This window comes from Streptomyces sp. NPDC107500, assembly GCF_055582785.1.
Window position 1 is genome coordinate 1,126,754 of the sequence record NZ_JBVJPF010000002.1, and the last position, 20,250, is coordinate 1,147,003.

The following is a 20,250-nucleotide window of genomic DNA, read 5'->3' on the forward strand; positions in this document are numbered from 1 at the left end:
CGCCGCGGCGGCCACGGAAGGGAGACGCCGTGCGGACACCGGCACACGGCACGGGAGCGGCGGTCACCGTCGTCCTGCCGCACTACGACTGCGCGGACTACCTGGGCACCGCGGCCGCCTCGGTCCTCGCCCAGGACCGGACCGACCTGCGGCTGATCGTGGTCGACGACTGCTCCCCCGACGACGACTGGACGGCCGCGCTGCGTCCGCTGGCCGGAGATCCGCGCCTGACCGTGCTGCGCACCTCCGAGAACGTCGGGCATCTGCGCATCAAGAACAAGGTCCTGGAGCGCGTGGACACCACGTACGTCGCCTTCCAGGACGCGGACGACATCAGCCTGCCGGGACGGCTGCGTCATCAACTGGCCCTGCTGGAGCGGGACAAGGCCGACCTCGTGGGCTGTGCCTACGAGGTCATCGACGCCGCGGGGCGGGGCACCGGCCGCCGCCGGATGCCACGCAACGGCAACCTGTGGATGCGACTGGGTCGTTCGACGGTGGTCCTGCATCCGTCGTCGGTGGTGCGCCGCGAGGTGCTGCAGCGGCTCGGAGGCTTCGACGGCACGGTCCGGCTGGGCGCCGACACCGACTTCCATCTCAGGGCGGCCCGGTTGTACCGGCTGCGCAGTGTGCGCCGAGTTCTCTACCGGTACCGGATCTGGCCGCAGTCGCTGACCCAGGCGCCCGAGACGGGCTTCGGTTCCGCCGCGCGGCTCTCCTACACCCGGGCCATGAACACCCGTGAGCGTCAACGCCGCGAGGCGAGGACCCGTGAGGAGCTGCTGCCTCTGCTGGTCGCACCGCCCAACGACATCGACTTCCGCCTGGAACCGGTAGCGGTGGGCGGATGACGGAGGTGGCACCGCGCCCGCCCGCATTCGGTGTCGTCGTCGCGGCTCCCGACGGCGACTGGGAGCCCGCGGTGCGCAGTCTGCGGAACCAGTCCCTGCCTGCCGCCTCGATCACCGTGGTCGCGCCGACCGGCCCGCCGCCGGCCCCGGACCTGCGCCACGCGCCCTGCACCCCCGGGACGGCCGCCGAAGCCTGCGTCGGGGCCGCGCGCGCCGCACCGGTCCCCTACGTGGCGTTCCTGCACGGCCGCGACGAAGCACTCCCCGGCTGGCTGGCCGACCTGGCCCGGGCCGCCCACGGCGGTGCCGGTCTGGTCCAGTGCGGCACCCTCCGGCTGCGGACGGACGACCTGGTCGACGGCATCACCCTGACCCCCGCCCTCGACGGCGCCGCCTACGCCGTGCGACGTGCTCTGCTGGGCGCGGAAGGCCGTACGGCCGCGCGAGTCACCGTGCCGCGGCTGCTGGTGCGGCGCCGGGCCGACGACACGGCCGCCACCGGGAGCGCCGCCCGGGCCGCGGGAACCTCAGTCCTGCGGGACAACCACCTCACCTCCTCGGTCGGCCGGTCCCCTGCGGCAGCGGCCGGACGCGGGCGGGTGCCGGATTTCGTCTCGGTCGTGATCCCCGTCCGCGACGGGGCACTGACGCTCCCGGCCCAGCTGCGTGCCCTCGCCGCCCAGACGTACGCCGGCGACTGGGAGGTGCTGGTCGTCGACAACGGCTCCGCCGACGCGACCCGCGAGGTCGCCGAGAAGCACCGCTGCGGTCTTCCCGGCCTGCGCGTCGTCCGGGCCACCGAGCGGGCCGGGGAGAGCTATGCCCGCAACCTCGGGGTCGCCGCCGCTCGCGGTGACTTCATCGCCTTCTGCGACGCCGACGACGTCGCGGACCCCGGCTGGCTCGCCGCGCTGGCCGAGGCGGCGCCGGAGGCCGACGTCGTCGGCGGCGGCCTCGACAGCAGTGTGCTCAGCCCCGACTACGCCGACGAGCAGCCGATGCCGATGACCGAGCAGACGGACTTCCTGCCCTTCGCACGCGGCGCGAACTGCGCCGCCTGGAAGGAGGTGCTGGTGACGATCGGCGGCTGGGACGAGCGCTACCGGGGCGGCGGCGAGGACATGGACCTGTCCTGGCGTGCCCATCTGTGCGGTTACCGGGTCGGTTACGCCCCCGAGGCCCGCATGCACTACCGGCTGCGCGCCGAACTCTCCTCCCTGGCTCGGCAGAAGTGGAACTACGGCCGCTCCGGCGCGCGCCTGTACGCCGCCTACCGCCACGCCGGCTTCGAGCGCCGTGACAGCCGGACGGTGCTGATGAACTGGTCCTGGCTGGTGCTGCACGCCCCCGACCTGGCCCGCTCCGCGAACCTGCGCCGCCGCTGGATCCGCTACGGCGCCCGTCTCTCCGGCTTCCTGGCCGGCAGCGCGGAACAGGGGGTCAGGTATCTCTGACGGCGCCGGGGCAGACGGTCAGCCCGAGGTGACCGGCAGCACGTCGGGCGACAGCGCCGCCGCGCGGGCCGTCGCGGCGGTCGTACGGCGTCGGTGGTGGCGTCGGCACAGCACCTCGTAGCCGATCTCGTCGGGGGACTGGGCGACGTCGCCGACGACCACCTGGGCACCCTCGACGACCATGACGCCGCCCACGGTGCGGGCGTTGTGCGTGGCGCGGGCTCCGCACCAGCACAGGGCCTCGACCTGGAGCACCTCGACCCGGTCGGCGAGTTCGACCAGGCGCTGGGAGCCGGGGAAGAGCTTGGAGCGGAAGTCGGTGGTGATGCCGAAGGCGTACACGTCGATGTCGAGATCGTCGACGACCCGCGCGAGCTGGTCGATCTGGTCCGGAGCGAGGAACTGCGCCTCGTCCGCGATCACGTAGTCCACGCGTCCGCCCCGCGAGAGGTGGTCGACGACGTGGGCGTACAGGTCCTGTCCGTCCTTGACCTCCGCCGCGTCGGTGACCAGGCCGAGGCGCGAGGAGAGCTTGCCCTCGCCCGCGCGGTCGTCGCGGGTGAATATCATCCCGGCGAGTCCGCGCGCCGAGCGGTTGTGCTCGATCTGGAGAGCCAGTGTCGACTTCCCGCAGTCCATAGTTCCGGAGAAGAACACCAGCTCTGGCATGAGGGGTTGAGCACCTTTCGGCAACGGGGTCGGGTGTGCGGCAGGGCGTCAGGAGCGTACTTCGAGCAGGGGGACGAGCTGCTCGGCAGGGGTCATCGAACCGTGGTTGCCGACCATCGCCGACTCCTTCGGCTCGCGCTCGGAGGCGATGAGCAGGACGTCGTCCCGCGCGGCGGCGACCACGTCGCCGATGCGGTCGTACACCCGGTCGTCGATCCGGGGGCCGAACCAGCCCGCCTCGATCGCCTCGTCCCGGGACGCCACCCAGAACTGCTCGCCCAGCACCTCGCGCCAGCAGGTCAGCACGTCGCCCCGGGCACCCGGGACCGCGTACACGTGCCGGGCGCGGCCCTCGCCGCCGAGGAGGGCGACGCCCGCCTTCAGCTCCCAGTCCTCGTCGAAGTCGATGCGGTGGTCCTCGTCGAAGGGCACGTCGACCATGCCGTGGTCGGCGGTGACGTAGAGGGCGCTGCGCGGCGGCAGCTGCTCGGCGAGGCGCTGGACGAGCCGGTCGACGTGGCCGAGCTGGCCGCGCCAGGCGTCGGAGTCGACGCCGAAGCGGTGGCCGGCGCCGTCGACCTCGGAGTAGTACGTGTACACGAGGGCGCGGTCGGCTCCGGCCAGCTGCGCGGCGGCGCTGTCCATCCGGTCCTCGCCGGACAGCTGTCCCACGAAGGTGCCGCCGCTGAGCGCGACCTTGGTCAGCGGGGTGTTCGCGAACGTCGGCGAGGACACCTGCGCCGCGTGCACGCCCGCCTGCTCGGCGAGCTGGAAGACGGTGGGGTACGGCTGCCAGACGGACGGCGCGGTCCACGGCTGCCAGCGCAGCTGGTTCATCAGCGCGCCGGTGGCCGGGTCGCGCACGGTGTATCCGGGCAGGCCGTGGGCGCCCGGCGGCAGACCGGTGCCGACGGAGGCGAGGGAGGTCGCCGTGGTCGCCGGGTAGCCGGCGGTGATCGGACGCCCGGTGCCGCCGCGCGAGGTGCCGAGGAGCGAGCACAGGAAGGGGGCTTCGTCCGGGTGGGCCCGCAGTTGCTCCCAGCCGAGGCCGTCGATCAGGAACACGCAGTTCCGGTCGGCCGGGGTCAGTTCGGTGATGCCCGGGGTCATGCCGGGGACGCCGAGTCCGGCGGCCAGGGTGGGCAGGAGGTCGGCGAGGGAGCCCTTGCCGTACTCGGGTACGGGGGCGGAGTCGACGGGGAGCGGTTCCGGGTCGGTGTCCCAGGGGGCGGGCTGCACCATCAGCGGCTGGTCTCCGCGGTCGCTTCGGAGAGGGCCTGCGCGAAGGTGAGCGCCTGGCGCACCGTCTCGGGGCCGTCCCCCGCCTCGCTGACGCGCAGGCTGAGGTCGTCGGCCGTCGAACTGCCCGTGTAGCCGTGGTCGGCCTCGCAGTTGGGGTCGCCGCAGGCGGCCGGCTCCAGGTCGAGTCTGGAGACGGCGCCCCAGCCGATGGTGAGCACGATCTCGCGGGGCAGGGTGCCCGGCTTGTACTGCTCCGGGTTGGCGACGACGCGGCTGACGACGATGGACGAGATCCGGCCGAGCTTGACGGACTCCGTGGACGTCGTGGCGTACGGCGTCGGGGAGGTGTCGTCGGCGGCCTGCTCGTCGGTGTGGCTGACGATGAAGCGGTTGCCGGTGAGCACGAGCACGGTCACGTGCCGGCGCACCTCGTTCTGGTCGAACGTCGTCTCCTGGTGGACCAGGTACGACCGCACGGGCTCGCCGCCCACGGCGGCCTCCACCGCCTCGGCCACGAGGGCCGGGTAGTAGCCGCTGCGCTCGATCGCCGCTCGCAGCCCCTGGGTCGTCGTACTGGTCTTGGCCATGCCCTCCATCCTAAGGGGGCCCACTGACTGTGCGGCACGCTCCCGCGGGACACGGTCCGGCCGTGCGCGGTCAGTACGCGGGGAGGGTCCGGGGGCCGAGGTCGTCCCTGGCGGGAGGGGGCGCCAGCCGGACGGAGGCGCCGAGGACGCTCAGGCCGTGCGGGGCCACCACCACCGGTTCCAGGGTGACCGCGACGACCTCCGGGTGGTCGTCGACCAGCCGCGAGACCCGCAGCAGCAGCTCCTCCAGGGCCGGGGCGTCCACCGGAGCCGAGCCGCGCCAGCCGAAGAGGAGGGGGGCGGTGCGGACCGAGCGGATGAGCGAGGTGGCGTCGCGGTCGGTGACCGGAATCAGCCGGTGCGCCGTGTCGCCGAGCAGCTGTGTGGCCGCGCCGGCGAGTCCGAAGGAGAGCACCGCGCCCGCCGCCGGGTCGATGACGGCCCGTACGACGGTGTCGACGCCGCGCGGTGCCATCCCCTGCACCACCGGGCGCAGCTCCGCGGGCTTGCCGAACAGCTCGGTCAACTCGGCGTACGCCCGCCGCAGTTGTTCCTCGTCCGCGAGGTCCAGGCGTACGCCGCCCAGGTCGGCGCGGTGGCGCAGGTGGGGAGCGGTGGCCTTGAGGGCGACGGGGTAGCCGATGGCCCGCGCGGCGGACGCGGCCTCGTCGGGGTCGGGGGCGGGCAGCGCGCGGTGGACGTCGATGCCGTACCTGCCGAGCAGCTCGCAGGTCTCCGCCGCGCCGAGGGTGAGCCCCTGCCCGCGCGCGAGGTACCCGGCGATCTGTTCGGCGGCGCCCTTCTCGTCGATGTCGTCGTACTCCGGCACCTTCCCGGGGTCCCCGGCGTCGCGCCGCCACTGGGCGTAGGCGACGGCCTCGGCGAGAGCGCGGACCGCGCGTTCGGCGGCGGGGTAGGCGGGGATGAGCCGGGTGCCGTCGCCGGGGGCCGGGGCCTCCCGGGGCCCGGGGCGCTCCGCGGCCGTGGCCGCTCCGGGCTCGGCGGGCGTCGGCCGCCAGGGCTCCGCGGGTGGCGGCGCCTGCGGCGCGGTGCTGGCCGCGGCCGAGAGGGCCTCCGCCAGGCCGCCCAGTTCCACGTGGACCACCAGGACCGGCTTGGCGGGCACCGCGGCCGCCGCCGACCGCAGGGCCTCCGCCAGCGCGGCGTCCCCGGCCGGTCCCTCCCCCACCGTCGGGATGGCGGTCACCACCACCGCGTCGCAGGTGTCGTCGGCGAGCGCCCGGGAGAGCGCCGCGTGGAAGTCGTCGGGCGAGGCCGCCGTCGTCAGGTCCAGCGGAGGGTGCGGTCGCAGCCCTTCGGAGAGGCACGCGTCGTAGGTCAGGAGGCCCAGTGACTCGGAGTTCCCCAGGATGGCGACCTTGGGTCCGGCGGGCAGCGGCTGGCGGGCGAGCAGCAGTCCCGCGTCCACCAGGTCGGTGATCGTGTCGACCCGGATCACCCCGGCCTGGCGGAGCAGCGCGGAGACCGTGGCGTGCGGCAGCCGGGTCGCCCGTACGGCGTGACCCTGCGGGGCCACGCCGCCGTGTCGTGCGCCCTGCACCACGACCAGCGGCTTGGCGGCCGCGGTCCGGCGCGCCAGGCGGGTGAACTTGCGCGGGTTGCCGATGGACTCCAGGTACATCAGCGCGACGTCCGTCCGCGGGTCGTCGTACCAGTACTGGAGGACGTCGTTTCCGGAGACGTCGGCCCGGTTGCCGGAGGAGACGAAGGTCGACACGCCCGTGACACCGGTGACTCCCCCGCCGCGCCGGTGCAGCCGGGACAGGAGGGCGATGCCGATGGCGCCGGACTGGGCGAAGAGGCCGATCCGTCCGGGGCGCGGCATCTCGGGGGCGAGGGAGGCGTTGAGCCGGACCTCCGGTGAGGTGTTGATGATCCCGAAGGCGTTGGGGCCGATGATCCGCATGCCGTAGCTGCGCGCCTGCCGTACGAGGGCCCGCTGGCGTTCGCGTCCTTCGGCGTCGCGGTCGGCGTAGCCGGCGGAGACCACCACCAGTCCCTGCACCCCGTGCTCGCCGCAGTCGTCGACGACCTCGGGGACCTGCTCGGCGGGGACGGTGACCACGGCGAGGTCGACGGGGCCGTCGACGGCGCGCACGGAACGGTGCGCGGGCACGCCGTCGAGGTCCGTGAGGTCGTCGGCGAAGGACCTGTTCACGGCGTAGAGCCGGCCGGTGTAGCCCGCGTCGCGGATGTTGCCGAGGATGCTGCGGCCGACACCGCCCGGTGTCCGGCCGGTGCCGATGACGGCCACCGAACCCGGCTGGAGCAGGCGCTGGACGGAGCGGGCCTCCGCGCGGTGCTCGCGCGCGTACTGCACGGCGAGGGAGCGGTCGGTGGGTTCGAGATCGAACTCCAGGCGGACCACGCCGTCCTCGAAGCTGCGCTTCTGGGTGTACCCGGCGTCCATGAACACCTTGATCATCTTGGTGTTGGCGGGCAGCACCTCGGCCGCGAACCGGCGGATCCCGCGCTCCCGGGCGACGGCGGCTATGTGCTCCAGGAGCGCGGAGGCGACGCCTCGGCCCTGGTGGGCGTCCTGGACGAGGAAGGCGACCTCGGCCTCCTCGGCCGGCGCTGAAGCAGGTGTTCCGGTGGGGCCGATCCGGTCGTAGCGTACGGTGGCGATGAACTCGCCGCCGATGGTGGCCGCGAGTCCCACCCGGTCCACAAAGTCGTGGTGGGTGAAGCGGTGGACGTCCTTGGCGGACAGGCGAGGGTACGGCGCGAAGAAGCGGTAGTACTTCGACTCGTCGGAAACCTGCTCGTAGAAGCTGACCAGGCGCTCGGCGTCATCAACGGTGATGGGGCGGACGCGCGCGGTGCCGCCGTCGCGCAGCACCACGTCGGCTTCCCAGTGGGCGGGGTACTCGTGCCGGTCCGACGAGGTCTGCATGGGCCCCAGAGTACGGCTCGCGTACGACAACGGCGCGGGGCAGTCTGTGGGGTACACGAGGACGGCACCAGCTCGGACCGAGGCCGCGGTCCGATCACCACGCGGGACGGCACGGGGCCGTCCCGGCACGCTTCACGATGTGGGAAACTGGTCTAGACAACACTGGTCTAGACAACCTCAACCCTCTGAACACCTGAAGGGCAGCATCACATGGCTGAGCGCCGCGTCAACGTCGGCTGGGCCGAGGGTCTCCACGCCCGCCCCGCCTCCATCTTCGTCCGAGCCGCCACGGCCACAGGCGTCCCGGTGACGATCGCCAAGGCCGACGGGTCCCCCGTCAACGCGGCCTCCATGCTGGCCGTCCTCGGCCTCGGCGCGCAGGGCGGCGAGGAGATCGTCCTCGCCTCCGACGCCGAGGGCGCGGACATCGCCCTGGACCGGCTGGCGAAGCTGGTCGCCGAGGGGCTCGAGGAGCTTCCCGAGACCGTCTGACGGACGGCACCCGCGCGACGACGGCCCGCACTGCCCGCTTGGGGTGGTGCGGGCCGTCGTCGTGGTCGAGCAACATGATCCTCGATCCGCGGGAGATCCAGGACCTGCCGCGGGACAGGGGGCCGTCCCGCATCGAGTCGTCGCCCACCTGACCGGCCTCGTCCTCCCGGCACCCCCTACCGCGGTATCACCCCCACATTGGCTCCCGGGTATGACGCCCGGCGCATAGCCGTCCACTCACTGTGATCCCCGTCGCCAGGCACCACCGCACCCGCGTTGGCGCCCGGCTTCACGCGGCTCGTGAAGGCATGGGGGGCCAGTGGTGATCAGTTCGCCCCGCTCCACGCGCGGTACGAGCTGCGTCCGATCGAGGGCGGGGAGCACGCCGGCGTGATCAGCGCCGCCGGCTCAGCACGTCCTCGACCGCTCCCTCGACGGCCCTCACCCGGCCATGACGGAAAGGACGTCCATGACCACGACCCTGGCTCCCCCGGTGCCCATCGGGAAGGCCGCTGTCGGGGCCCTCGGCATGCTGGCGCTGTCCACCGGTGCCCTGGAGTCGGTGGTGGCACCGACGATCCCGCTCCTGGAACGCGAACTGGACATGAGCCAGTCCGAGGGGGCGCTGCTCAGCATCGTCCTCCTCATCACCGGTGCGCTCATCACCCCGCTGGCGGGCAAGCTCGGCGACCGCTACGGCGGGAAGCGGATCCTGATCCGGCTGATGGCGGTGGTCTCGGTCGGCGGCACGGTGTCGGCCCTGGCCCCGAACCTGCCCGTGCTGCTGGTCGGCCAGGTGTTGCAGGGCGCGATGATCGGCGCGCTGCCCCTGTCGTTCATCGTGGTCCGCGAACACCTCCCCGCCGGGGAGTCCAAGGTGGCCATCGGGGTGGTCAGCGGACTCTTCGTCGGCGGATCGATGGTCGGCATGCTGTCGGCCGGTCCGGTGGCGGAACAGCTCTCCCGGCACTGGATGTTCGCGCTGCCCACGGTCGCGGTCATCGGCGCCACGCTGCTCGTGAACCGGCTGATGCCGACCGATCCGCCGGGCCGGTCGGACGACTCCGGGATCGACTGGCCCGGCCTGCTGCTGCTGAGCGGGATGCTGACCACCCTCATGCTCGTCCTCGCGCTGGCGCCCGAGGCCGGCTCGCAGCCACTCGCGCTCGTCGCCCTCGTGCTGGTTCTGGCCGCGTTCGCCGCCGGATGGGTGCGGGTCGAACGGCGCGCGGCGGCGCCGATGATCGACCTGCGCATGCTGGCACGGCCCGCGATATGGAAGGCGTGCGTACTCACGTTCGTCATATGCCTCGGTGCCACGATGGCGGTCTATCTGATTCCGCAACTGTTCGACGAGCGCGGCGACGGGTACGGATTCAGGGCCGACGCCACCGAGATCGGCTTCTACCTGCTGCCCGGCGCCGTCGCCGCGACGCTGGCCGGACCGCTCGGCGGGATCGGAGAGCGGCGTTTCGGCTCGCGTGCCGTGGTCAACACCGGCGTCGTCATGATGACCGTCGGCCTGCTCGCCGTGGCGGCCGTGCACACCGAGGTGTGGCATCTCGTCGTCGGCAAGATGCTGATCGCGCTGGCCAACGGCCTGTGCGTCACGGCGATGATGACCAGCACCGCCACCGCCGTCGACCGGGGCGACACCGGCATCGCGACCAGTCTGATCCTGGTGAGCCGCGTGGTCGGCTCCGCCGTCGGCGGGCAGCTGGGCGGCGCGCTCCTCACCGCCGGAACCCCCTCCGGATCGAAGGTCGCGGCCGAATCGGCCTACGTCACCGGATTCGTCATGGCCGGCGTCGTCGTGTCGCTGGCCCTGTTCGTCACCCGCACCATGAGCAAGGGAGTCAAGGCATGACCCGCACCGCACCGAGGCCCAAGGCCCTGGTCTCCGGGGCCAGCATCGCCGGTCCCGCCCTGGCCTTCTGGCTCAACCGCCACGGGTTCGAGGTCACCGTGGTGGAGAAGGCCGGCACGCTCCGCGGCGGCGGCTACCCCATCGACGTACGCGGCACCGCACTCGACGTCGTGGAGAGGATGGGGATCCTGCCGCGGTTGCGGGACGCGCACATCGACCTGCGCCGGCTCACCTTCCGGGACGGGGACGGCGGCGAGGTGGCCTCGCTCCACCCGCACGCCGTCACCGGCGGTGTCGCGGGGCGGGACCTGGAGATACGCCGCGGGGATCTGACGGACGCGCTGTACGGAGCGGTCCGGGACGACGTGGAGTTCCTCTTCGACGACTCCGTCGACACCCTCGACCAGTCCGGGCACGGGGTCGACGTCACCTTCCGCGGTGGCGGCAGCCGTACCTTCGACCTGGTGTTCGGCGCGGACGGCATGCACTCGCGTACCCGGGAGATGCTCTTCGGTCCCGAGGAGCGGTTCCACCGGTACCTCGGCTACTGCTTCGCCGTGTTCACCATGCGCAACACCCTCGGCCTCTCCCACGAGACCGTCATGTGGAACACCCCGGGCAGGGCCGCCGCCCTCTACGCCGTGGGGGACGACGACGAAGTGCACGCCTTCCTGAACTTCGCCCGGCCGGAGCCGCCCTTCGACGCCTTCGGCAGCCCGGACGCCCAACGGGACCTGCTCGCCGAGGTCTTCGCCGACGCCGGCTGGGAGGTCCCCGGCATCCTGACCGCCCTCCGCGACGCGGACGACGTGTTCTTCGACGCGGTCGGACAGATCCGCATGCCCCGCTGGTCCAGCGGCCGGGTCGCGCTCCTGGGCGACGCCGCCCACGCGCCCTCGTTCCTCACCGGGCAGGGCACCAGCCTCGCCCTCGTCGGCGCCTACATGCTGGCCGGTTCCCTGGCCGACCGGGCCCACGCCGCGGGCTTCGCCGCATACGAACGCGGCACCCGTGACTTCGTGACCCTGAACCAGAACCTGGTCGGCCAGGGCGGCGCCACCCTCTTCCCGACCACCGCCCGGGCCCTGGAGCAGCGCAACGACCGGCTGCGCGGCCTCAGCGCCATGCCCGCACCGGAGCCCCGCCCGGCCCATTCGGCCCTCACGCTGCCCGTCTTCGGCGGCCGCTGACTCCGCTCGGTTCTCACGGCACCGTTGCCCGAGCGGAAGGGCCCCGGTCACCCCGGTCACCGCACCGGGCGCATTTTTCCGCAACGTTCCACCGCCCGTATTTCCGCCCGCCGGCAGAAATACGGGCAGGTGGAAAATACCCCCCGAATTTCCTGCTCTTTGTATACGGGACCCGTGTTAATGCCGCAGGCTCGCCGTGTTTACGGGACGTTGCGAGTTCCTCACACGCTCCGTCCTGCCGCCGCCGGAGGCGAATCGCAGGCGGTGTCCCGGCGCCGACCGCTCGGCGTGCAGCGCCATGAGCGCCCGCGCGCGGTCGCCGTCGCCCCGGGCCACCGCGTCGAGGATCGCGCCGTGCTCGGCCCAGTACTCCACCGGCCCGGCCGGCGCCTCCACGTCGTACATCCAGGCGATCTTGTGGCGCAGCTGGGTCAGCAGCGCCGTCAGGGAGGGGCTGCCGGCGGCCTGGGCGAGGGTCTCGTGGAACCAGCCGCCCAGGGAGCGCAGATCCTCGCCGCTGCCCTGCCTGGCGCGTTCCTGCCCCAGGCGGACCAGGCCGCGCAACACCTTGAGGTGGGCGTCGGTCCGGCGGCGGGCGGCCCGGGCGGCACCGAGGGGCTCCAGGAGCGTACGGGTCTCCAGCAGGTCGGCGGCCTCCTGTTCGGTCGGTTCCGCGACGCACGCGCCCGCGTGCCGCCGGGTCACCACGAAGCCCTCGGCCTCCAGCGTGCGCAGGGCCTCGCGGACGGGGACGCGGGAGACGCCGTAGCGGCGGGCGAGCAGTTCCTCGGTGAGCCGGCCCCCGCGCACGTGGACGCCGGCGACGATGTCGTCCCGGATCGCCGTGCACACCGAATGCGCCGGAATACGCATGACCGACCTCCGCCTTAATCCCCGTGAAACGCCGACGATTGACGTTTCCAGCGACTCTAGGCCAATCAAGCGGATATTCCGACGGCGGAGTGGATTTCATGGATCAAAAGCCCCGGCTCGGACGGCCGGGGCTTTCGGGTGGTGTCGCGGGGTCCGCCGTCAGACGTTCACGCCGTGGGAACGGAGGTAGGCGACGGGGTCCATGTCCGAGCCGTACTCGGGGCTCGTACGGGCCTCGAAGTGCAGGTGGGGCCCGGTGACGTTGCCGGTGGCGCCGGAGAGGCCGATCTGCTGGCCGGGCTCGACCGACTGGCCGACGGAGACGCCGATGGACGACAGGTGCCCGTACTGCGTGTACGTGCCGTCGTGCATCTTGATCACGACCTGGTTGCCGTACGCCCCGCCCCAGCCGGCCTCGACGACGGTGCCGACGCCGACCGCGTGCACGGTCGTACCGCTGGAGGCGTGGAAGTCGATGCCGGTGTGGCTGCCGGAGGACCACAGGGAGCTGCCGGCCTGGTAGGCGGTGGAGACGTAGGACGAGGTGATCGGCGGGACGAAGGTGTTGAGGCGCTTGCGCTCCGCCTCCCGCGCGGCGCGCTCCTTGGCCTCGCGTGCCTCCTTGGCCGCCTCGGCGGCCCGCTCGCGCGCGGCCTCCTGGGCCGCCTCACGGGCGGCGGCGTCCGCGGCGGCCTGCCGCTGTGCCAGGGCCTGGGCGTCGATCTCCTCGGCCAGGGAGTCGCCGATGGTGATGACCGGGGTGAGTCCGCTCCGCTCCACCTCGGGCTCGGCGGCGAGCGCCGGAGCCGCGAGGGTGCCGACGACGCCGGTGGTGGCGAGGGCCGCGACACCCGCCGCGCGGGCGGTACTGCGATGCAACCTGCTGGGACGCCGGTGCTTCCCGGTGGCGCGCGTGAACGCCATGTAGAGGCTGGTCCTTTCCTTCCCTCTCGCCTACCGGGTTAGCTGACGGGTTCGGAGGTGGAAGGTCTCCTACGGACCCCCTCGCTGCGCGCGGGCGTCCGATTCACCCCAGGGACTACGGTGGGTCCCCGGCTCCCCTGGCTCGCGCCGTACGGGGACTCGGCGATGACTGTCCGGTGCCGCGGGTGCGGCGCACTGCCTGACGAACAGCCCGGACGACGCTAAACGCGGCTGTGTTCAATTCTCAAACGCAACAGTGTTTTTGTAGCGCATGCCACAGGGCAGACGGGCAGCCTCTCCCTCAATTCGGACAAACGGCGGCCCCGGTGACACTCCGGTCACCGGGGCCGCACTCCGCGCGTGCCGCTACTCGGCCGCCACCACGGTGACTTCACCGATACCGAGGGCCTCGACGGGCTCCTTGATCTGCGCGGCGTCACCGACGAGGACGGTCACCAGCCGGTCGACCGGGAAGGCGTTCACGACCGCCGCCGTGGCCTCCACGGTGCCCGTGGCGGCCAGTTGACGGTAGAGCGTCGCCTGGTAGTCGTCGGGCAGGTGCTGCTCGACCTGGTCGGCCAGGGTGCTCGCCACGGCCGCGGCCGTCTCGTACTTCAGCGGCGCCACACCCACCAGGTTCTGCACGGCCACGTCGCGCTCGGGGTCGGTGAGCCCCTCCGCGGCGAGCTTGCGCAGTACCGTCCACAGGTCCTCCAGGGCGGGACCGGTGTTCGGGGTGTCGACGGAGCCGCTGATGGCGAGCATGGCGGCGCCGGTGCCGTCCGGCGCGGACCGCAGCACCTGCCCGAACGCCCGTACGCCGTAGGTGTAGCCCTTCTCCTCGCGCAGGACGCGGTCCAGGCGGGAGGTGAGGGTGCCGCCGAGGCAGTAGGTGCCGAGCACCTGTGCGGGCCAGACGCGGTCGTGCCGGTCGGATCCGGTGCGGCCGATCAGCAGCTGCGTCTGGACGGCGCCCGGACGGTCCACGATGACGACGCGGCCCCGGTCGTCGGCGGTCACCGGCGGCACGGGACGGGGTTCGGCGGCGGAGCCGGTCCACGCGCCCAGGGTGTCGCCCAGCAGCGCGTCCAGGTCGAGGCCGGTGAGGTCGCCGACGACCACGGCGGTGGCCGTGGCGGGGCGGACGTGCCTCTCGTAGAAGGCGCGTACGGAGCCGGAGTCGATGGCCTCGACCGTCTCCTCGGTGCCCTGGCGCGGGCGCGACATGCGGCTCCCGGCCGGGAACAGCTCCTTGGAGAGCTCCTTGGCCGCGCGGCGGGCCGGGTTGGCCAGCTCGTGCGGGATCTCGTCGAGGCGGTTGCGGACCAGCCGCTCGACCTCGCTGTCCGCGAAGGCGGGTGCCCTCAGGGCGTCGGCGACGAGGCCGAGCGCCTTGGCGAGGCGCGAGGCGGGCACCTCCAGGCTGAGCCGGACGCCGGGGTGGTCGGCGTGCGCGTCGAGGGTGGCGCCGCAGCGCTCCAGCTCGGCGGCGAAGTCCTCGGCGGAGTGCTTGTCGGTGCCTTCGGAGAAGGCGCGCGCCATGATCGTGGCGACACCGTCGAGGCCGGCCGGCTCGGCGTCCAGGGGCGCGTCGAGGAGCACCTCGACGGCGACGACCTGCTGGCCGGGGCGGTGGCAGCGCAGTACCGTCAGCCCGTTGTCGAGGCGGCCGCGGCCGGGCGCGGGGAACGCCCACGGCTTGGGCTCGCCGGCCTGCGGCTGGGCGTGGAAGTCCATGGTGGCGAGGTCGGTCACTTGGCCGCCTCCTCGTTCTCGTCGGTGGCGTCGTTCTCGTCGGTGGGGGCGGTCGGCTCGTAGACGAGCACCGCGCGGTTGTCGGGGCGCAGGCGGGCCTTGGCGACCTCCTGGACCTCCGCCGCCGTCACCTCGAGCACTCGCTGCACGGCGGTGAGGGCGAGCTGCGGGTCACCGAACAGCACGGCGTACCGGCACAGTTCGTCGGCGCGGCCGGCGACCGTGCCCAGCCGGTCCAGCCACTCGCGCTCCAGCTGGGCCTGGGCGCGCTCCATCTCCTCGGCGGTGGGGCCCTCCTCGGCGAACCGGGCCAGCTCCTCGTCGATGGCGGCCTCGATGACCGGCACCTCGACATCGCCGGACGTCTTCACGTCCAGCCACCCCAGGGAGGGAGCCCCGGCGAGCCGCAGCAGGCCGAACCCGGCGGCGACGGCCGTACGGTCGCGCCGCACCAGCCGGTTGTACAGGCGGGAGGACTCGCCGCCGCCCAGGACGGTGAGCGCCAGGTCGGCCGCGTCGCTCGCGCGCGTGCCGTCCTCCGGGAGGCGGTAGGCCGCCATCAGGGCGCGGGCCGGGACCTCCTCCTCGACGACCTCGCGCAGCTGGCCGCCCATGACGTCGGGCAGCGAGCCGTCCCGGGGGGCCTGCTTGCCGTCGTGCGAGGCGATGGAACCGAAGTACTTCTCGATCCAGGCCAGCGTCTGCTCGGGGTCGATGTCGCCGACGACCGACAGCACCGCGTTGTTCGGCGCGTAGTACGTGCGGAAGAACGCGCGGGCGTCCTCCAGGGTGGCCGCGTCCAGGTCGGCCATGGAGCCGATCGGCGTGTGGTGGTAGGGGTGGCCCTCCGGGTAGGCGAGGGCGGTCAGCTTCTCGAAGGCCGTGCCGTAGGGGACGTTGTCGTAGCGCTGGCGGCGCTCGTTCTTGACGACGTCCCGCTGGTTCTCCATCGACTCCTCGTCGAGGGCGGACAGCAGGGAGCCCATGCGGTCGGCCTCCAGCCAGAGGGCGAGCTCCAGCTGGTGGGCGGGCATGGTCTCGAAGTAGTTGGTCCGCTCGAAGCTGGTGGTGCCGTTGAGCGAGCCGCCGGCGCCCTGCACCAGCTCGAAGTGGCCGTTGCCCTTGACCTGGGCGGAGCCCTGGAACATGAGGTGCTCGAAAAGGTGAGCCAGGCCGGTACGTCCCTTGACCTCGTGGCGGGAACCGACGTCGTACCAGAGGCACACCGCAGCGACCGGGGTCAGGTGGTCCTCGGAGAGCACCACGCGCAGGCCGTTGGCCAGGCGGTGCTCGGTCGCTGTCAGGCCGCCGGAGTCTGCCTGGGCTGTGGCCGTGTGACCCATGGGCATGTACGTCCCTTCGATCGCGGAATCCTTGGTGGAATCACTGGGTGGATCATTGGGCGGAACTGCGGAATTCCGCCGATCCTGCCACTGTATGCAAGCGCGCGGGCCGCCGGTGGAGTTCCCGGGCCTCGTACGCCGAGAGCGAGAACGGGGTTGGCGGCCCGCCGGGAACGAGGGCGCGCGAGTAGGGCGTACCCTGCGGGCAGCGCCGGGCCGGGCAGCCCGTGACGGGTCCTGGTCGGTGGCTGTCAGTGCCGCAGTCCACAATGGACGGCGTCAGATCACCGTTCACGCTTCAGCAAGGAGCCGGCAGCGATGGCCCGCCGTAGCACGAAGACCCCGCCGCCCGACGACTCGTACGAGGAGAAGATCCTCGACATCGACGTCGTCGACGAGATGCAGGGCTCCTTCCTCGAGTACGCGTACTCGGTCATCTACTCCCGCGCGCTGCCGGACGCCCGCGACGGCCTCAAGCCGGTGCACCGCCGGATCGTGTACCAGATGAGCGAGATGGGCCTCAGGCCGGAGCGCGGCTACGTGAAGTGCGCCCGCGTCGTCGGCGAGGTCATGGGCAAGCTGCACCCGCACGGTGACGCGTCCATCTACGACGCGCTGGTGCGCATGGCCCAGTCCTTCTCGATGCGCGTGCCCCTGGTCGACGGCCACGGCAACTTCGGCTCCCTGGGCAACGACGACCCGCCGGCCGCCATGCGGTACACCGAGTGCCGGATGGCCGAGGCCACCAGCCTGATGACGGACTCCATCGACGAGGACACCGTCGACTTCGGGCCCAACTACGACGGCCAGGAGCGGGAGCCGGTGGCCCTGCCCGCCGCCTTCCCGAACCTGCTGGTCAACGGCGCCTCCGGCATCGCGGTCGGCATGGCGACGAACATGCCGCCGCACAATCTGCGCGAGGTCATCGCCGCCGCCCGGCACCTGATCCGGCACCCGAACGCCGATCTCGAAGCCCTGATGAAGCACGTGCCGGGCCCCGACCTGCCCACCGGCGGCCGGATCGTGGGCCTGCCCGGCATCCGGGACGCGTACGAGACGGGCCGCGGCACCTTCAAGATCCGCGCGACGGTGTCCGTGGAGACCGTGACGGCCCGGCGCAAGGGCCTCGTCGTCACCGAGCTGCCCTTCGCGGTCGGCCCCGAGAAGGTCATCGCGAAGATCAAGGACCTGGTGGGCTCGAAGAAGCTCCAGGGCATCGCGGACGTCAAGGACCTCACCGACCGCGAGCACGGACTGCGCCTGGTCATCGAGATCAAGAACGGCTTCGTGCCCGAGGCCGTCCTGGAGCAGCTCTACAAGCTGACGCCGATGGAGGAGTCCTTCGGCATCAACAACGTCGCCCTGGTGGACGGCCAGCCCCTCACCCTGGGCCTCAAGGAGCTGCTGGAGGTCTATCTCGACCACCGCTTCAACGTCGTACGGCGCCGCAGCGAGTTCCGCCGGGGCAAGAAGCGCGACCGCCTGCACCTGGTGGAGGGCCTGCTCACCGCGCTGGTCGACATCGACGAGGTCATCCGCCTCATCCGCTCCAGTGAGAACTCCGCGCAGGCCAAGCAGCGCCTGATCGAGCAGTTCTCACTGAGCGACGTGCAGACCCAGTACATCCTGGACACGCCGCTGCGCCGGCTCACCAAGTACGACCGCATCGAGCTGGAGTCCGAGAAGGAGCGGCTGAACGCGGAGATCGAGGAGCTGTCCCGGATCCTCGACTCGGACGCGGAGCTGCGCAAGCTGGTCTCCGCCGAACTGGCGGCGGTCGCCAAGAAGTTCGGCACCGACCGCCGTACGACGCTGCTGGAGTCGGGCGGCGTCCCGGTGGCCGCCGTGCCGCTCCAGGTGGCGGACGACCCGTGCCGGGTGCTGCTCTCCTCGACGGGCCTGCTGGCCCGCACCGCGAACGCCGATCCCCTGGTCACGGAGGCCGGTGCCAAGCGCGTCAAGCACGACCTGGTCGTCTCGGCGGTGGCGGCCACCGCGCGCGGCGAGGTCGGCGTGGTGACGTCCGCCGGGCGTCTGCTGCGGGTGAACGTCGTGGACCTGCCCCAGCTCCCCGAGTCCATGCCCGCGCCCAACCTGGCGGGCGGTGCGCCACTGGCCGAGTTCGTGTCCCTGGAGGACGACGAGACGGTCGTCTGCCTGACCACCCTGGACGAGTCCTCGCCGGGCCTGGCGCTCGGCACGGAGCAGGGTGTGGTCAAGCGGGTGGTGCCCGACTACCCGTCCCACAAGGACGAGTTGGAGGTCATCACCCTCAAGGAGGGCGACCGCATCGTGGGCGGCATCGAGTTGCGCACCGGTGACGAGGACCTGGTCTTCATCACGGACGACGCGCAGCTCCTGCGCTACCAGGCCTCGCAGGTGCGCGCGCAGGGCCGTCCGGCGGGCGGTGTGGCGGGCATCAAACTCGCCGACGGAGCCAAGGTCATCTCCTTCACGGCGGTGGACCCGGCGGTGGACGCGGTGGTCTTCACGGTGGCCGGTTCGCGCGGCACCCTGGACGACTCCGTGCAGACCACGGCCAAGCTCACGCCGTTCGACCAGTACCCCCGCAAGGGGCGCGCGACGGGTGGCGTGCGCTGCCAGCGGTTCCTGAAGGGCGAGGACTGCCTGGCCTTCGCCTGGGCGGGCCCGACCCCGGCATTGGCCGCCCAGAAGAACGGCACACCGGCCCAGCTCCCGGACATCGACCCGCGCCGCGACGGCTCCGGTGTGTCGCTGCCGAAGACGGTGTCGGTGGTGGCGGGGCCCGCCTAGGCGGCGGGCGGCGGCTCCTCGGCGTCCGGGGATTCGCCGTCCGGGGTTTCACCGTCCGGGGACGGTACGTAGCGCAGGACGCCCCACATGCCGTGCTCGTCGGCGTGCGGGGTGTCGCCGCGGCAGGCGTCGAGTTCCTTGTCGAGGGCGGGCGCGTCGATGCCCGAGCCGATGAGGACGAGTTGGGTGCGCCGGGCGGCGCCGGGCGGCCAGGGCTCCGGATAGAAGCGCAGGAAGCGTCCCACGGCGTGCACGGCGTACCGGTTGCGCGGGTCGTACGCGCCGAAGTCGACGTACCCCTTGATCCGGTACAGGCCCTCGGGCCGGCTGTCGAGGAACCGCATCAGCCGACGCGGGTCGAGCGGCTCGTCGGAGACGAACGAGAGGGTGTCGTACGCCGCGTGCAGGTGCTCGGCGTGGGCGCCGGGCGCGTCGCGGTCGTGCAGGTCGTCGAAGGACAGCTGTCCCACGCGCTCCTCGCTCGGCCGGCACTCGTAGAGGAAGGCGGGGTCGATACGGCCGTAGGTCGCGGGCACGACGGCGGCGCCGTCGCTGAGCGAGCGGACGAGGGCGAGCACGCGCTCGGCGTCCTCGGCCCGGTCGGTCTTGTTGACCACGACCAGGTCGGCGAGGGCAAGGTGCCGGTCGATCTCCGGGTGCCGGGCGCGCGTGTCGTCGAACTCGGCGGCGTCGACGACCTCGACGAGTCCGCCGTAGACGACCTCCGGCTGTTCGCCGGCGAGCACCATGCGCACGAGTTCCTGCGGCTCGGCCAGGCCGCTCGCCTCGATGACGATGACGTCGATGCCGGCCTCGGGCCGGGCGAGCCGCGCCAGGTACCCGTCGAGTTCGCCCACGTCGACGGCGCAGCACAGGCAGCCGTTGCCGAGCGACACGGTGGAGTCGCCGAGGGCGCCGGCGACGGCCATCGCGTCGATCTCGATCGAGCCGAAGTCGTTGACGACGGCGCCGATCCGGTTGCCTCCGCTGCGGTGGAGGAGGTGGTTGAGGAGTGTGGTCTTCCCGGAGCCGAGGAACCCGGCGAGTACGACGACCGGAATCTGCTGCCGTGTCGGGCGCTGCCCCACCGTGCGACCTCTCTCTCACCTACGCGTACGCCGTTGCGCGGCACGTCGCGTACCGCGCGCGGAATGGCCTGCTCAGGATACGAGTCGCCGCGGCCGACGCGGAGTGAACGATTGTTAGCAGCACTCTCGGGGCATGCGTCTGGCAAGGCGCCGGAGTGTGCGACCCTCGCTTCCCTCCGTGCGCCTCCTCTCCGCCTCCCCGCCGATCAGCGCCGCTCGGCAC

Annotated in this window: 15 protein-coding genes and 1 riboswitch; of the genes, 6 read left to right on the forward strand and 9 right to left on the reverse strand. The window is 72.5% G+C overall.

Annotated elements, in window-relative coordinates; genetic code table 11:
* The first annotated feature begins 29 nt into the window (after positions 1 to 29).
* Positions 30 to 851, forward strand: coding sequence for a glycosyltransferase family 2 protein (locus ACZ67M_RS11075; protein ID WP_385798896.1), 822 nt, complete (start codon positions 30 to 32; stop codon positions 849 to 851).
* Positions 848 to 2,305, forward strand: a complete 1,458-nt coding sequence (locus tag ACZ67M_RS11080) for a glycosyltransferase family 2 protein (protein WP_469850605.1) — start codon at positions 848 to 850, stop codon at positions 2,303 to 2,305. The genes ACZ67M_RS11075 and ACZ67M_RS11080 overlap by 4 nt, the downstream gene beginning before the upstream one ends.
* 18 nt (positions 2,306 to 2,323) lie before the next feature.
* Here ACZ67M_RS11080 and ACZ67M_RS11085 read toward each other — a convergent pair whose 3' ends face one another.
* The 4 genes from ACZ67M_RS11085 to ACZ67M_RS11100 form a co-directional block, all read right to left on the reverse strand.
* Positions 2,324 to 2,974 (reverse strand): thymidine kinase, encoded by a 651-nt coding sequence (locus ACZ67M_RS11085; protein ID WP_361365672.1) that lies wholly within the window; start codon positions 2,972 to 2,974, stop codon positions 2,324 to 2,326.
* A 48-nt stretch (positions 2,975 to 3,022) separates the two neighbouring features.
* Positions 3,023 to 4,216 carry an alkaline phosphatase family protein gene (locus tag ACZ67M_RS11090; RefSeq protein WP_467320388.1) on the reverse strand — a complete coding sequence of 398 codons (1,194 nt, stop codon included), beginning with the start codon at positions 4,214 to 4,216 and terminating at the stop codon, positions 3,023 to 3,025.
* Positions 4,216 to 4,812 carry a DUF5998 family protein gene (locus tag ACZ67M_RS11095; RefSeq protein ID WP_361365677.1) on the reverse strand — a complete coding sequence of 199 codons (597 nt, stop codon included), beginning with the start codon at positions 4,810 to 4,812 and terminating at the stop codon, positions 4,216 to 4,218. The genes ACZ67M_RS11090 and ACZ67M_RS11095 overlap by 1 nt, the downstream gene beginning before the upstream one ends.
* 61 nt (positions 4,813 to 4,873) lie before the next feature.
* Positions 4,874 to 7,720 carry a bifunctional acetate--CoA ligase family protein/GNAT family N-acetyltransferase gene (locus tag ACZ67M_RS11100; RefSeq protein ID WP_469850606.1) on the reverse strand — a complete coding sequence of 949 codons (2,847 nt, stop codon included), beginning with the start codon at positions 7,718 to 7,720 and terminating at the stop codon, positions 4,874 to 4,876.
* A 210-nt stretch (positions 7,721 to 7,930) separates the two neighbouring features.
* Between ACZ67M_RS11100 and ACZ67M_RS11105 the strand changes: the two genes are divergently transcribed.
* The 3 genes from ACZ67M_RS11105 (at position 7,931) to ACZ67M_RS11115 (ending at position 11,269) form a co-directional block, all read left to right on the forward strand.
* Entirely contained in the window at positions 7,931 to 8,212 is a 282-nt protein-coding gene (locus ACZ67M_RS11105; protein WP_122618470.1) for an HPr family phosphocarrier protein, read from the forward strand.
* Between the two features lie 469 nt (positions 8,213 to 8,681).
* On the forward strand, positions 8,682 to 10,079 hold the full coding sequence (locus tag ACZ67M_RS11110) for an MFS transporter (RefSeq protein WP_469850607.1): 1,398 nt from the start codon (positions 8,682 to 8,684) through the stop codon (positions 10,077 to 10,079).
* Positions 10,076 to 11,269, forward strand: a complete 1,194-nt coding sequence (locus tag ACZ67M_RS11115) for an FAD-dependent monooxygenase (RefSeq protein ID WP_469850609.1) — start codon at positions 10,076 to 10,078, stop codon at positions 11,267 to 11,269. Before ACZ67M_RS11110 ends, ACZ67M_RS11115 begins: the two co-directional genes overlap by 4 nt.
* A 177-nt stretch (positions 11,270 to 11,446) precedes the next feature.
* Here the strand turns inward: ACZ67M_RS11115 and ACZ67M_RS11120 are convergent, their stop codons facing one another.
* The 4 genes from ACZ67M_RS11120 to ACZ67M_RS11135 all read right to left on the reverse strand — a co-directional run bounded on the left by ACZ67M_RS11120 (position 11,447) and on the right by ACZ67M_RS11135 (position 16,170).
* Positions 11,447 to 12,142 (reverse strand): GntR family transcriptional regulator, encoded by a 696-nt coding sequence (locus tag ACZ67M_RS11120; RefSeq protein ID WP_307015492.1) that lies wholly within the window; start codon positions 12,140 to 12,142, stop codon positions 11,447 to 11,449.
* A gap of 159 nt (positions 12,143 to 12,301) precedes the next feature.
* Positions 12,302 to 13,066 (reverse strand): M23 family metallopeptidase, encoded by a 765-nt coding sequence (locus tag ACZ67M_RS11125; protein ID WP_469850611.1) that lies wholly within the window; start codon positions 13,064 to 13,066, stop codon positions 12,302 to 12,304.
* A 12-nt stretch (positions 13,067 to 13,078) separates the two neighbouring features.
* Positions 13,079 to 13,241: riboswitch (cyclic di-AMP (ydaO/yuaA leader) on the reverse strand.
* Positions 13,242 to 13,432: 191 nt separating this feature from the next.
* Complete coding sequence (locus tag ACZ67M_RS11130) at positions 13,433 to 14,821, reverse strand: M16 family metallopeptidase (RefSeq protein ID WP_392012656.1); 1,389 nt, start codon at positions 14,819 to 14,821, stop codon at positions 13,433 to 13,435.
* Positions 14,818 to 16,170, reverse strand: coding sequence for a M16 family metallopeptidase (locus ACZ67M_RS11135; protein WP_386935381.1), 1,353 nt, complete (start codon positions 16,168 to 16,170; stop codon positions 14,818 to 14,820). The genes ACZ67M_RS11130 and ACZ67M_RS11135 overlap by 4 nt, the downstream gene beginning before the upstream one ends.
* 312 nt (positions 16,171 to 16,482) lie before the next feature.
* Between ACZ67M_RS11135 and ACZ67M_RS11140 the strand changes: the two genes are divergently transcribed.
* Positions 16,483 to 18,939 carry a DNA gyrase/topoisomerase IV subunit A gene (locus ACZ67M_RS11140; protein ID WP_385798915.1) on the forward strand — a complete coding sequence of 819 codons (2,457 nt, stop codon included), beginning with the start codon at positions 16,483 to 16,485 and terminating at the stop codon, positions 18,937 to 18,939.
* On the opposite strand, the gene ACZ67M_RS11145 is transcribed toward ACZ67M_RS11140, so the two are convergent.
* Positions 18,936 to 20,027 carry a CobW family GTP-binding protein gene (locus ACZ67M_RS11145; protein ID WP_469850614.1) on the reverse strand — a complete coding sequence of 364 codons (1,092 nt, stop codon included), beginning with the start codon at positions 20,025 to 20,027 and terminating at the stop codon, positions 18,936 to 18,938. The two genes, ACZ67M_RS11140 and ACZ67M_RS11145, sit on opposite strands and share 4 nt — an antisense overlap.
* Positions 20,028 to 20,250: the final 223 nt, after the last annotated feature.